This is a genomic window from Tabrizicola sp. (assembly GCF_016793705.1).
Classification (GTDB): domain Bacteria; phylum Pseudomonadota; class Alphaproteobacteria; order Rhodobacterales; family Rhodobacteraceae; genus Tabrizicola.
Window position 1 is genome coordinate 50,903 of the sequence record NZ_JAEULO010000005.1, and the last position, 13,105, is coordinate 64,007.

General features: G+C 67.1%; 12 protein-coding genes. 6 read left to right on the plus strand and 6 right to left on the minus strand.

Features of this window, described 5'->3' with window-relative positions; translation table 11 throughout:
* The first annotated feature begins 7 nt into the window (after window positions 1-7).
* The 4 genes from JNJ68_RS01450 to JNJ68_RS01465 all read left to right on the plus strand — a co-directional run bounded on the left by JNJ68_RS01450 (window position 8) and on the right by JNJ68_RS01465 (window position 5,561).
* Complete coding sequence (locus tag JNJ68_RS01450; protein WP_294978065.1) at window positions 8-1,420, plus strand: DHA2 family efflux MFS transporter permease subunit; 1,413 nt, start codon at window positions 8-10, stop codon at window positions 1,418-1,420.
* 76 nt (window positions 1,421-1,496) lie between these two features.
* Complete coding sequence (locus tag JNJ68_RS01455) at window positions 1,497-2,660, plus strand: alpha-hydroxy acid oxidase (RefSeq protein ID WP_294978067.1); 1,164 nt, start codon at window positions 1,497-1,499, stop codon at window positions 2,658-2,660.
* A gap of 136 nt (window positions 2,661-2,796) precedes the next feature.
* Window positions 2,797-4,170 (plus strand): aspartate aminotransferase family protein, encoded by a 1,374-nt coding sequence (locus JNJ68_RS01460; RefSeq protein WP_294978069.1) that lies wholly within the window; start codon window positions 2,797-2,799, stop codon window positions 4,168-4,170.
* Between the two features lie 2 nt (window positions 4,171-4,172).
* Window positions 4,173-5,561, plus strand: a complete 1,389-nt coding sequence (locus JNJ68_RS01465) for a glutamine synthetase family protein (RefSeq protein WP_294978071.1) — start codon at window positions 4,173-4,175, stop codon at window positions 5,559-5,561.
* A 48-nt stretch (window positions 5,562-5,609) separates the two neighbouring features.
* Here the strand turns inward: JNJ68_RS01465 and JNJ68_RS01470 are convergent, their stop codons facing one another.
* The 6 genes from JNJ68_RS01470 to JNJ68_RS01495 all read right to left on the minus strand — a co-directional run bounded on the left by JNJ68_RS01470 (window position 5,610) and on the right by JNJ68_RS01495 (window position 10,844).
* Window positions 5,610-6,341, minus strand: coding sequence for a CbiX/SirB N-terminal domain-containing protein (locus JNJ68_RS01470; protein ID WP_294978073.1), 732 nt, complete (start codon window positions 6,339-6,341; stop codon window positions 5,610-5,612).
* A 102-nt stretch (window positions 6,342-6,443) separates the two neighbouring features.
* Window positions 6,444-7,580: an SRPBCC family protein gene (locus tag JNJ68_RS01475; protein WP_294978075.1), complete on the minus strand. Its 1,137-nt coding sequence runs from the start codon at window positions 7,578-7,580 to the stop codon at window positions 6,444-6,446.
* 63 nt (window positions 7,581-7,643) lie between these two features.
* A complete protein-coding gene (locus tag JNJ68_RS01480; protein WP_294978076.1) occupies window positions 7,644-8,288 on the minus strand; it encodes an SGNH/GDSL hydrolase family protein in 645 nt (214 codons plus the stop codon).
* 213 nt (window positions 8,289-8,501) lie between these two features.
* Window positions 8,502-8,897 carry a VOC family protein gene (locus JNJ68_RS01485; protein ID WP_294978078.1) on the minus strand — a complete coding sequence of 132 codons (396 nt, stop codon included), beginning with the start codon at window positions 8,895-8,897 and terminating at the stop codon, window positions 8,502-8,504.
* 278 nt (window positions 8,898-9,175) lie between these two features.
* Window positions 9,176-10,393 carry an ROK family transcriptional regulator gene (locus JNJ68_RS01490; protein WP_294978080.1) on the minus strand — a complete coding sequence of 406 codons (1,218 nt, stop codon included), beginning with the start codon at window positions 10,391-10,393 and terminating at the stop codon, window positions 9,176-9,178.
* Between the two features lie 16 nt (window positions 10,394-10,409).
* Entirely contained in the window at window positions 10,410-10,844 is a 435-nt protein-coding gene (locus tag JNJ68_RS01495; protein WP_294978081.1) for an RbsD/FucU domain-containing protein, read from the minus strand.
* A gap of 235 nt (window positions 10,845-11,079) precedes the next feature.
* Between JNJ68_RS01495 and JNJ68_RS01500 the strand changes: the two genes are divergently transcribed.
* The gene (locus tag JNJ68_RS01500; protein ID WP_294978083.1) at window positions 11,080-12,099 is read left to right on the plus strand and encodes a sugar ABC transporter substrate-binding protein; all 1,020 of its coding nucleotides are present in this window, start codon (window positions 11,080-11,082) and stop codon (window positions 12,097-12,099) included.
* A gap of 116 nt (window positions 12,100-12,215) precedes the next feature.
* A partial coding sequence (locus tag JNJ68_RS01505) for an ABC transporter permease (RefSeq protein ID WP_294978085.1) occupies window positions 12,216-13,105 on the plus strand: 890 nt, incomplete at its 3' end.

The window sequence follows — 13,105 nt, forward strand, 5'->3', positions numbered from 1 at the left end:
GGCTGCCATGACCGCCGAATCCGCACCTGCCGGAACCGTCGCCGCACGCACGATCGCGCTGGTCGTTGCCTCGGCCCTGTTCATGGAGAACATCGACAGCACCATCCTTTCGACCGCCCTGCCGACCATCGCGTCGGACCTGCGGGTCGATCCGCTGGCGCTGAAGCTGGCGCTGACCTCCTATCTGGTCAGCCTTGCGATCTTCATTCCCCCGTCCGGATGGATCGCCGACCGCTTCGGCGCGCGACGGGTCTTCGCGGCCGCCGTGCTGGTCTTCATGGCCGGATCGGTGGCCTGCACGACGGTGTCCACCCTGCCCGGCTTCGTCGTCGCGCGCTTCCTGCAAGGCATGGGCGGGGCGATGATGGTGCCGGTGGGGCGGCTGATCGTCGCCCGCAACACGCCGAAGGAAGGCTTCGTCTCGGCGATGACCTGGCTGACCATGCCCGCCCTTCTGGGACCCGTCCTTGGGCCGCTTGTCGGCGGGGTGATCGTCACCCACTACCCCTGGCACTGGATATTCCTCATCAACCTGCCCATCGGCCTCATCTGCCTGACGCTGGCGCTTCTGCTTCTGCCGCGCGAGGCGCCGCGCGCGGTCGGCCGCTTCGACGGGACGGGCTTCGTGCTCTCCGGGATCGCGCTGTCCGCGCTGATGCTGGGGTCGATGGAGTTGACCGAGATGACCGGCCCCTCGGCCGGAATGCTGGGCCTTCTGGCCATTGGCGCGCTGATGTCGGTGGCGCTGGTCTGGCACTGCAACCGGGTGTCGGAGCCGATCCTCGACTTCTCGCTCCTGCGCATCGCGACCTTTCGCGGCTCCGTCCTGGGCGGCACGCTGTTTCGCACCGGGATCGGCGCCATCCCCTTCCTCCTGCCCCTGATGCTGCAACTGGGCTTCGGCCTCTCGGCCATCGAATCCGGCGCGCTGACCTTCGTCTCGGCCCTTGGGGCGCTGTTCATGAAGCCGGTGAACGTCCGGATCCTGCGTCGCTTCGGCTTTCGCCAGGTGCTGCTGGTCAACGGAGTGCTGGCCATCATCTCGCTGGCGGTGATCGGGCTTTTCCGCGCCTCGACCCCCCATGCAGTGATCTACGCGGTGCTGTTCATCGGCGGCTGCCTGCGTTCGATCCAGTTCACCAGCCTCAACTCCATCGCCTTCGCCGACCTGAACCAGGAGCAGATGAGCCGCGCGACCTCGCTCTCCAGCGCGGCGCAGCAGGTGTCGCTGGGGCTTGGCGTCACGCTGGGTGCGACTGCCGTTGCCGCCAGCATGGCCTGGCGCGGCGGCGACATGCTGACCGCCGCCGACTTCCCCGCCGCATTCCTGATCGTGGCTGCCGTTTCGGCGCTGTCGCTCCTCGTGTTCCGCAGGCTTCCCGAGGACGCGGGCGCGCAGATGTCCGGCCGACCGAGGTGACCGCCCCGCAGAACCGATTGTGCGCGCGACCGTTCATTGGTAAGGCGTTCTTACCAGTTTGACGAAGGAGCTGCGAATGCCCGTCATTACCTGCATCGAGGACCTGAAGCGCCTGCACCAGCAGCGCACGCCGAAGATGTTCTGGGATTATTGCGAATCCGGCAGCTACACCGAGCAGACCTTCCGCGAGAACAGCTCGGACTTCGCGAAACTGCGCCTGCGCCAGCGCGTCGCGCGCGATCTGTCTGGCCGGGTGCTGGAAAGCACGATGGCCGGGCAGAAGGTCTCGATGCCGGTGGCGCTGTCGCCCGTCGGTTCGACCGGGATGCAGCACCCCGACGGCGAAATCCTCGCCGCCCGCGCTGCCGCCAAGGCCGGGGTGCCCTTCACCCTCTCCACCATGTCGATCTGCTCGATCGAGGATGTGGCCGCCGCAAGCCCCGAGCCGTTCTGGTTCCAGCTTTATGTGATGACCGACGAGGATTTCGTCGACGCCATCATCGAACGCGCCCGCGCCGCGAAATGCTCGGCGCTGGTGCTGACGCTGGACCTGCAAATCCTGGGGCAAAGGCACAAGGACCTGAAGAACGGGTTGACCAGCCCGCCGAAGCTGACGATCCCGAACATCCTGAACATGATGACCAAGCCGCGCTGGTCGCTGGGGATGCTGCGGACCCCGCGGCGCCAGTTCCGCAACATCGTCGGCCATGTGAAGGGGGTGAAGAAGCTCTCCGACCTCACCGCCTGGGCCAATGAGCAGTTCGACCCGAAGCTCGACTGGTCGAAGGTCGCCCGCATCCGCGACCAGTGGGGCGGCAAGTTCATCCTCAAGGGCGTCCTCGACCCCGAAGACGCCAAGATGGCCGCCGATGCCGGGGCCGATGCGGTGATCGTCTCGAACCATGGTGGGCGGCAGCTGGACGGAGCGCTCAGTTCGATCCGCATGCTGCCCTCGATCGTCCGCGCCATCGGAGACAGGACCGAAGTGTGGCTCGACAGCGGCATCCGCTCGGGTCAGGACGTGGTGAAGGCGCTGGCCCTGGGGGCGAAGGGCACGATGATCGGCCGCGCCTATGTCCATGGTCTCGGCGCGATGGGAGAGGCGGGGGTCACGGCGGCGCTGGAGGTGATCCGCAAGGAGATGGACATCACCATGGCGCTCTGCGGCGAGCGCGACGTGAAGAACCTCGGTCGCCACAACCTGCTGGTGCCGCGGGATTTCGAGGGCGACTGGGTCTGACGCGGGCCACTCGCCGTTCGACTGCGTCTCCTCGCTTGACGGCCGCGAGGAGAAGTCGCAGACGCACGACGAGCCGCCGCTTGCCTTTTGATCAAATTATGGCGCATAACCGCAGCGACGCTTTCCGGGGCCTGCCATGTCCACTGATCTCATCGCCGGTATCCGCCGTGACCACCTTGCCGCCTTCGCCGCGCGCGAGGCGGACATCTATGTCAAAACCCGCCCAAAGGCCGCGACGGCGCTGGCGGAAGGCGCGGGCAGCTTTCTGGGCGGCGTGCCGATGCACTGGATGGCCGACTGGCCGATGCCACACCTGCTGCTGGTGGCCAAGGCCCATGGCGCGCGGATCTGGGACATCGACGGCCAGAAGCTTGACGATTTCTGCCTCGGCGACACCGGCTCGATGTTCGGCCATTCGCCTGGCCCGGTCGCCAAGGCGATCCGTCAGCAGGCACGCCGCGGCCTGACCTACATGCTGCCGACCGAGGCCGCGCTCACGGCCGGTCGCCTGCTCGCCGACCGTTTCGGTCCTTTCCGCTGGCAGATCGCCACCACCGCGACCGATGCCAACCGCTTTGCGTTGCGCGTCGCCCGCGCAATCACGGGGCGCCCCAAGGTGCTGGTCTTCAACGGCTGCTACCACGGCACGGTGGACGATACCTTCGTCAGCCTGGAAAACGGCAAGACCGTCGCCTCCCCCGGCCTTCTGGGCCAGGTCAGCGACCTGACGCGGACTGCTGTCTGCTGCGAATTCAACGACCTGGCAAGTGTCGAGGCCGCGCTGGCCAAGGGTGACGTCGCCGCGATCCTGACCGAGCCGGTGATGACCAACTCCTGCATGGTCCTGCCCGAGGCCGGGTTCCATGACGGGCTCCGCCAGCTGTCGCTGAAATATGGCGCGCTCCTCATCATGGACGAGACGCACACCATTTCCTCCGGCCTTGGCGGCTATGCCCGGGTGCATTCGCTGCGGCCCGACATCTTCGTCGTCGGCAAATGCGTCGCGGGCGGCATGCCCACCGCCGTCTGGGGCCTGAGCGAGGACACCGCGAAGCGCTACCATCAGGCCGACGCGATGCGCGAACCGGGCCGCACAGGCATGGGCACCACCCTCTCCGCCAACCCGATGCAGTTCGCCTGCCTCGTGGCGAGCCTTGCTGAAGTGATGACCCCGGAAAACTACGCCCATATGGAGAAACTGGCCGAACGCCTGTCCCACGGCCTCGCCCGCATCATCGACGAACACCGTGCCCCTTGGCATGTCGTGCGCGTCGGCGCGCGGGTGGAATTCATCTGCGCCCCCGGCCCGCTGAAGAACGGCACCGAGGCCGGTTTTGCCCACCACCCAGAAGTCGAGGCCGCGATCCACACCGGCCTCATCAACCGGGGCACGCTCATCGCGCCCTTCCACAACATGATGCTCATCAGCCCGGCAACGAAGAAGGCACAGGTCGACCGCCTGATCGCCAGCTTCGACGCCATCCTTTCCGATCTTTTCCAGGCAGCCTGAAAATGACCCAGACCAGCCCCTCCGGCTCGACCCCCGCCGAGGCGGAAGCCTTCCTCGCCGCCCATCCCGAGATCGAGGCATTTGACATTATCCTGCACGATGCCAACGGAATCGGCCGGGGAAAGATCATCCGACGCCATGAGCTTTTGTCTTTTTACAACAACGGCCGCCACCTGCCGATTTCCATCCTCGGCCTCGACATCTGCGGCGAGGATGTGCACGAAACCGGCCTGATCTGGGATCAGGGCGACGGCGACCTGCGCGCCTGGCCGATCCCCGGCACGCTGAAACCGTTGCACAACACCCAGCCGCCGCGTGGCGAGGTGTTCATGTCGATGTATATGCTCGACGGCACGCCGATGACCTCGGACCCCCGCCACGCGCTGCAACGGCAGGTGGACCTCCTGGCCAAGGATGGCCTGCATCCCGCCGGGGCTTTCGAGCTGGAATTCTTCCTCCTCGACCCCGAACGCGGCCCCGACGGCAAGATGCAGCCCGCCCGCGACGTGCTGGACCGCCGCGCCTCCCGCAAGACCGAGGTCTATTCGGTGGATCATCTGCACGGGATGCTGCCGCTCTTCTCCGACATCTACGCCGGCGCCGAAAAGGCCGGGATCAAGGCGGAAACCCTGATCAGTGAATATGCCCCCGGCCAGTATGAGTTGACCCTGCACTACCGCACCGACGTGATGCAGGCCGCCGATGACCTGATGCGCCTGAAGCGCATCGTCCGGGCGCAAGCCCGCGCGCATGGTGTCGTCGCCTGCTTCATGGCCAAGCCGAACGAGAACTACGCGGGCTCCGGCATGCATTTCCACGTCTCTCTGCTGGACGATGCAGGCAAGAACGTCTTCATCGAGAAGGACGAGGGCAAGTGGAACCCCACCATCCTCCACGCCCTCGGCGGTCTCAAGCAGACGATGGGCGAGTCGATGCTGGTTTTCGCGCCCCACGCAAACTCCTGGCGCCGCTTCGCCAGCCAGTCCTACGCGCCGGTCAGCCCGACCTGGGGCGTCAACAACCGCTCGGTCGCGCTGCGCATCCCGGCGGGCGACATCAAGGCCCGGCGGATCGAACACCGCCCGGCGGGGGTGGACGCGAACCCCTATCTGGTGGCCGCGACCGTGCTGGCGGGGGTCCGAATGGGGATGAAGGACCAGATCGACCCCGGCCCGGAGACCACCGGCAACGGCTATGAGGACGAAAACGGGTCGGAGATTCCGGCGGACTGGAAATCCGCCATCGAGGCGGCGAAGCGCTCGGCCTTCCTGAAGGACGCGCTGGGGGAGGACATGCACCGCACCTTCACCGCGATCATGGCCGCCGAATACGCCCGGGTGATGCGCACCGTCAGCGAGGTTGACTTCGATCTCTACCTGCACACGGTCTGAGAGCTGGGGACCAAATTTCTTGAGTAAGAAATTTGTCAAAATCCTTCCTTAAGGATTTTGGCTCCCGGCCCAGCGGCAACTGCCCGCGCAGACCGGCACACCCCGCAGGATCGCATCGGCGATCAGCCCCGGCACGCGCCTGTCCGCCCCGACCGGCGGCAGGATGCGTCCCCGGAACCCCGCCTCGGCCAGCGCCCGCGGCAGGTCATCCTCGACATGCCCGCCCGCCGCCGCGAAAAACGGCAGGCAGACCGCGCCCGGCCCAAACCCGGTCAGCGTCGACAGCTGCGGCGCCTGGTCGATGAAGCCGACCTCGACCCGCGCGATCCCGGTCTCCGCCCTGATCCGCGCCGCGACATGCCGGGCGACCTCCGAGGGCTCGGCGGATTTCGACGACCCGTGCGCCGCAACGATCACCTCGTCCGCCCCGGATTCCCGCACCAGCGCCACACAAAGGTCCTGCACCTTGGGATCGCAGCCGAAGGGTTCCAGCACCTTCCAGCGCGACGCGCCGGACTCGAACAGCCGGTTCGGGATCTGCACCTTGGTGAACCAGCCCCGGGCCATGAACATCGGATAGACCAGACCGAAATCCCGACCCGACACCCCCCTGGCAATGGCCAGCGGTTCGGCCAGCGTCGCCGCCCTCACGTTCCAGCGCGGCAGGAACGCCGCCACCTGCATCGCCAGATCCTCCAGCGCCCGCGCCGCGGGAAACGGGTTCGAGGGTTGCCCGTGGGCGACCAGCAGGGCAGGCGAAAGGCCGTCATTCACAGTCATGAAACCATGAGCGCCGCACATCGGGCTTTGGTCAAGTCCCCACCACCCGCTGCGACAACCCGCGCGGCGCGCAGCACCGGGACCCGGGACCCCTGGGGCAGGTCAGTCCGGCATCCGGCTCGCGATATAGCGGGCAAAGTCGTAGTTCGGCCGCTCCAGATGGCTCAGCGCGCCAGGTGCCGACAGGCCCGCGCAAAGTCCCTTCCAGACCTTTTCGACACAGCCCTTGTCCTCGACCTGCACGTCGTCCAAGAGCGCCTTCACACCGGCCAGATGCGCCTCGGCCTCGGGGTCGGCCATCCATTCCGCGCTCATGCCCCCGCCGAACAGCACCCGCACCGAGCCCGGCCCGTCCGGCGTCAGGCTGAGATACCAGAAATACCCCGGCGTCAGTGTGATCAGAAGCGAGGGGTAGATCGCCAGCAGCCAGGTGATCCGCCGGTCATCGCCCGTGAGCGTGGTGTTCGACGGATGGGCCAGGGCCAGCGGCACCAGGTCGTTCTTCACGATCCAGTGGTAGTTGAACGCCTCCTCGCCGACCGGACATTCCATCTTGTTCAGGTCTGACGCCCCGCCGATGGTCCCGGCATGGCAGACCGGCAGGTGGTAGCTTTCCATGAAATTCTCGGCCAGCACCTTCCAGTTGGTGTCCCAGCGGACCTCTTCCCGGAACACCTCGCGATAGTCGGCCATCGGCAGGTGCCCGACCAGCCGGTCCACCCCCGCCAGACGCTCGGCCACCGGCGGCGCGTCGGCATTCCGCGTCACCATGATCCAGCCCTGCCAATCCTCGACCCGGACCGGCGGCAGCTTGACGTCATCGCGGCAAAAGTCCTCGTTCCGCGCCATCGCGGGCGCGCCCCTCAGCGAGCCGTCGAGGTTGTAGGTCCAGGCGTGGTAAGGGCAGACGATCGACCGCACATTGCCCCGGCCTTCCAGAAGCGTGCTCATCCGATGGCGGCAGACGTTGGACATGCCGCGCAACTGCCCTTCCCGGTCGCGCAGGATGATCACCGGCTCGCCCGCGATGTTCATCGTCAGGTAGTCGCCCGGTTTGGCCAGCGCGTCGGCCCGGCCCGCGCACAGCCACTCCTGCGCGAAGATGTGCTCCTCCTCGGCCTTGGCGAAGGCGGGCGAGGTATAGACCGATTTCGGCATGGCATGGGCGCGCTCGAAGGGCACCGAGACATTGGCGCGCAGCTCGGCGATGGCGGACAGGGCGGGATCATGCTGGGTCATGGCTGGGTCCTCCTGCCCCGATCCTGCGCGCGCCCGGCCCGGGGTTCCAGCGGAAACGCGACATCAATCAGGGAAATGCGCCCTGATCGCAGCCGCGAACGCCTCGGCCAGCGCCGGATTCGCCTCGGAGTCATAGTGGATGCCGTCGACGGGCGAGACGGCGACCACCTCGCCCGCGTCAAGGAACGGCACGTCCAGCCGCCTTGCCGCCGACCGGGTCTCCGCCGCCAGCCCCCGCGATTTCGCCGCCCCGCCCGCGAACATGCCCGCAAGGCAACCCACCTCCAGGATCGGCGGCGGGGCCACCAGCAGCACCTCCGGCGCCCCACCGTCCGGACCGGCCTCCGAGGCCCGGATCACCCGCACCAGCCGCTCCAGCGACAGCGCGATGTCGCAGGCGTTGACCGAAAAGCGCTGCTTCAGGTCGTTGGTGCCCAGCATGATCAGCACCAGGTCCAACGGCCGATGGCTTTCCAGAAGCGCCGGAAGCACGGTCAAACCGTTCCGGTGCGCCCCCTCGACAGGGTCGTCATGCACGGTGGTCCGGCCCGGATGACCTTCGGCGATCACCTCCCAATCCGGCAGAAGCCGCGCCAGCCGCCCGGCCCAGCGTTCGCCCCGGTCGAAACGACCGTCGAAGTCCAGGTCCGGCATCGGCATGGTGCCATGGGTGTTGCTGTCGCCGAAGAGAAGGACCGTCCGTGTCATGCGCGCCCCATCTTGGATCAGAGAGAGGGTGGGGGACGGCGGAGGCGCTGTAAAGGGGGTGGAAGAACCCACGGGCCAGTTCGCCTCCGGCGCGCGGTGCGCTACCACCACGCTGATGCCATCCCGAGCATCTCACGGGTGTCGCGTCATCGACCGCCAGACAGATTCTCCCGGTGGGCGCGCGCATGAGGACGCTGTCGCATCCCGCTGCGTTCAGGTTGCCCGCTCTGGAATGTCCTCGTGCAGGCACAGGATGTTGCCCTCCGGATCATTGAACCAGGCGGCCTTCTCCGAACCCAGAACGCAGACATGCTCGACCGTCTTGAACCCCGGCAGGTCGTAATCGGCAAAGACAACGCCCCGGCCTTCCAGTTCGGCAATCGACGACCGGATATCGTCCACCCGGAAACTCAACGCGGTGTGTTCGGCCTTGGTCCCTTCGGGCTTCGGGAACAGCGCGATCTCGGTCCCGCCGCAGTGGTAGACGACCTTGCCATCCGGCTTCTCTTCGCCCGTCGGCAGGGCAAGGGCCCGCTCGTAGAAGTCACGCGCGCGGGCCAGATCCCGCACCGGAAGCATCACTGTTACCTGTTGGGCATCGAGTTGCATGGCAATCTCCTCGCCTCGGATCGGTGCGCGGAACTCTACTCCCGGGCGCGATTCGCTGCCAGCGGCCTTGCGGATCAAGGACAGTCGCCCCTCGGCCGCCTGCCGAAGGCACGACCCTCCCGCCCTCAAAGAAGGCAAGCGTCCACCGAAAGCATCTTCCTTCCCGCTTCCGTGGGGGCGTCAGAGGTCGACGGGCTGCGCCATTCGTTGATGAAACGTGAATGCCCGCGACCAACCCCTTGATTTCAATCGTCGCGAAAACCCGCCCACCGTGGACACTACCCTTCGCGGACCGCGGCGTTCTGGTCGATCAGATACCTCTGCGACAGCGGGATCGCCGCGGCCCCCAGCGCCCTTGCATCCGCCCCGACGGTCCCCTCCCGGATCACCGGCGGGTCGATCCCGGCCAGGTCGAGGCCCAGCAAAGCCGCCTCCGTCCGCCGCACCATCTCGGCGCGCACCCGAAGCGGCATCCATCCGTCGATCAACACCGCCTGCACCTCGAGCAGGGCCGCCGCCGCCAGCGTCGCCTGCGCCAGCGCCCCCGCCGCCTGGTCGAGCCAGGCCGACAACACGGTCTGGGACACCTCCCAGCGGTCATGCTGGCTCCAGAGATGGTCCGACGGCTCCCCCGCCGCCTCCATCGCCTCGGCCAGCACCGACATCGAGGCCAGGTCGATCAGCCGCCGCGTCCCGCCTCCAGGCGCGGGCACCTGGATCGACCCCACCGCCGCCGCGTTCCCGGTCCGGCCAAGGAACAGCTGGCCGTTCATGACAAGGCCCCCGCCGATGAAGGTGCCGAAGTAGAAATACAGGAAGTCCTTCGGCCGCTCCCCCGTGCCGAAGATCAGTTCCGCCCCGCAGGCCGAGGTCGCGTCGTTCTGGACATAGACCGGCAGGCCCAGCGCCGCCCCCAGTTCCGTCCCGATGTCGCGGACCCGCCAGGCGTCCATCTCCTGCTGGGGGATACCCAGGACCGCGACCCAGTTCCACAGCTGGAACGGCATCGCGACCCCCATTCCCATGATCCGCCCGCGCTGCATCGGCGGAAGTTCCCCGGCCAGCGCCGGCGCTGCCTCCGACACGAAGCTCACCACCGCATCAGGGGTCGGGTAGCGGTAGACCCGGCGGCGCGCAGCGCGCATCCGGCCGCGGAAGTCGGTCAGCACCAGGTCGGCCGAGCGGCGGCCCACCTTCAGACCGAAGAAGAAGGCCCCCTCGGCCGCCAGCGACATCGGGACCGAGGGCTGTCCCACCCGCCCCCGCACCGGCTCGCCGCGTTCCAGAAGCCCGTCCTGCTCCAGCCCGCGCATGATCACGCTGACCGTCTGCGCCGAGAGCCCCGTCATCCGCGCGATGTCGGATTTCGCCAGAGCCCCATGGCGGCGGACCAGCGACAGCACCAGCCGCTCGTTGTGGTCGCGCATGCCCGACTGGTTGGTGCCGCGCAGGACGGCGGCCTCGGGCGGGCTGCGGTCGGGCGAAGCATCCTGCATCGATCCGGGTCCCTTCTCAGCCCGACGGGCCGATCACCCCCTTGCGGAGGATCACATTGGCATAAAGCGCCATCTCGCCGGTCGCCACGATGGCATGCGCAGCGCGGATGCGGGGATAAAGCTCGTCGCCGGAAAGGGCAACGACCTGCCGACCCGGCGCCATCCGGGCGCAAAGCGCGTCGATCTGGCCGTGGATCTCGCCTTTCTGGGCCGGGTCGTTCATCAGGCTGGCCCGGAACAGCGCGGCGGGCACCGCCAGGTCCAGCGGCATCACCGTCAGCACAGCTTGAACCACCGCCAGTATGCCATGGCCGTCCGCCCGCACCAGCCGCCGGGCGTGGTCCAGGGCCGGGTAGTTGCCGTCGACGATGGCGATCTCGTCGCCGTGACCCATGGCGCGCAGGACGCCAAGGAAATCTGGCCCCAGAAGGGGCGGGATACCGATGAGCATGACGGGCCTCCCCCTCCTCACGGGTGCGGCGGAACCTCTGACCTGCGGGAGAAAGCCCGCGTCATCAGACCAGACACTGGGGCCGGACGCCGCACCTGTCAATAATAAATCAGAGTGATTTATTTATCTTGACGCAGCGGCCTGAATCAGCTTTCCTGTTTCCCGGCGCAGCGTCCGGGGGGCCTGCGCGCAGATTGAACCGGGGGCAGAACCGCCCCACTTGGGAGGAAGACCTATGAAAGTCATCACCAAAGCCCTTCTGGGCGCGGGCGCGCTGGCGCTGTCGGCAGGCATCGCCTCGGCGCAGGACGCCGTCTCGGCCTGCCTGATCACCAAGACCGACACCAACCCCTTCTTCGTCAAGATGAAGGAAGGCGCCGAGGCCAAGGCGGCCGAACTGGGCGTGACGCTGAAATCCTATGCCGGGAAGATCGACGGCGACCATGAAAGCCAGGTCGCCGCCATCGAGGCCTGCGTCGCCGACGGGGCCAAGGGCATCCTGATCACCGCCTCGGACACCAAGGCCATCGTCGATTCGGTCAAGGCCGCGCGCGATGCGGGCGTGCTGGTCATTGCGCTGGACACGCCGCTTGATCCGATCGACGCGGCGGATGCCACCTTCGCAACCGACAACTTCCAGGCGGGCCTTCTGATCGGCCAATGGGCGAATGCCACGCTGGGCGCCGAAGCCGCGAATGCGAAGATCGCGCTTCTGGACCTGGCGATCAGCCAGCCCTCGGTCGACGTGCTGCGCGACCAGGGCTTCCTGACCGGGATGGGCATCGACACTGCCGACATCGCCAAATGGGGTGACGAAAGCGACCCGCGCATCGTCGGCAACGAAGTCACCGCCGGAAACGAGGAGGGCGGGCTGAAGGCGATGGAGGCGCTCCTGGCCAAGGATCCGGACATCAACGTGGTCTATACCATCAACGAACCCTCTGCCGCCGGGGCCTTCGAGGCGCTGAAGGCCGCGGGCAAGGAAGGCGTGCTGATCGTCTCGGTCGATGGTGGTTGCCCTGGCGTGGCGGATGTGAAGGACGGCGTGATCGGCGCGACCTCGCAGCAATATCCGCTGCTCATGGCCTCGCTCGGCATCGAGGCGATTGCCAAGTTCGCCGCTGACGGCACCAAGCCGACGCCGACCGAGGGCAAGGACTTCTTCGACACCGGCGTGGCGCTGATCACCGACAAGCCGGTCGATGGGGTGGAGTCCATCGACACCGCCAAGGGCACCGAGCTTTGCTGGGGCTGAGCCCAGATCGTTGTTGATCGGCACGGCCCTTCTGGCCAGACTTACGCCAAGGGCGGCCCTCGCGCCGCCCTTGGCACAACCGGGTCCGGCCAACGGACCCCTGGGAGGGGGAAGCCATGTCGAACGACGCAAAGTCGGTCTCGGGCAGCTATGAGGCGGGCCTCGCCGGCGCCGCCGAAACGGTCGCCGAGTTCCACGAACCGGAAACCGCACTGAGGAAGCTCCAGCACTGGCTGCACCAGACACCCTCGGCGGTGCCGATGATCGTGCTGGTGGTGGCGCTGGTGGTCTTCGGGCTCCTGGCCAGCAACTTCTTCAAGGCGGCCACGCTGTCGACGATCCTGCAGCAGATCGCCATCGTCGGTATCCTGGGCTGCGCGCAGACCATCGTCGTCCTGACCGCCGGCATCGACCTGTCGGTCGGTGCCATCGCCGTCTTCTCCTCGGTCCTGATGGGGCAGATGACCTTCCGCTACGGCATCCCGGCGGAGCTGTCGATTGTCATCGGCCTGATCCTCGGCACCGCGATGGGCGCCTTGAACGGCTTCCTGATCGCCCGGCTGCGACTGCCGCCCTTCATCGTCACGCTCGGGACCTGGCAGATCCTGCTGGCCTCGAACTTCATCTATTCCGCGAACGAGACCATCCGCTCTGCCGATATCGCCGAACGGGCGGCGGCGCTGCAATTCTGGGGCTACGCGATCCAGCCTGGCGGCGTGAAGATACTCTACGCCGTCTTCCTGATGATCATCCTTGTCGCGATCATGGCCTATGTCCTGCGCCACACCGCCTGGGGCCGCCATGTCTATGCCACGGGAGACGATCCGGTGGCGGCAGAGCTGGCAGGGGTGCCTACGAAGAAGGTGCTGATCCAGGTCTATGCGCTGGCGGGTCTCTTCTGCGCCGTCGCTGGCTGGGTGATGATCGGCCGCTTCGGCTCGGTCTCGCCCACCGCCTCGACGGGCCAGCTTGGCAACATCCAGTCGATCACCGCCGTGGTGATCGG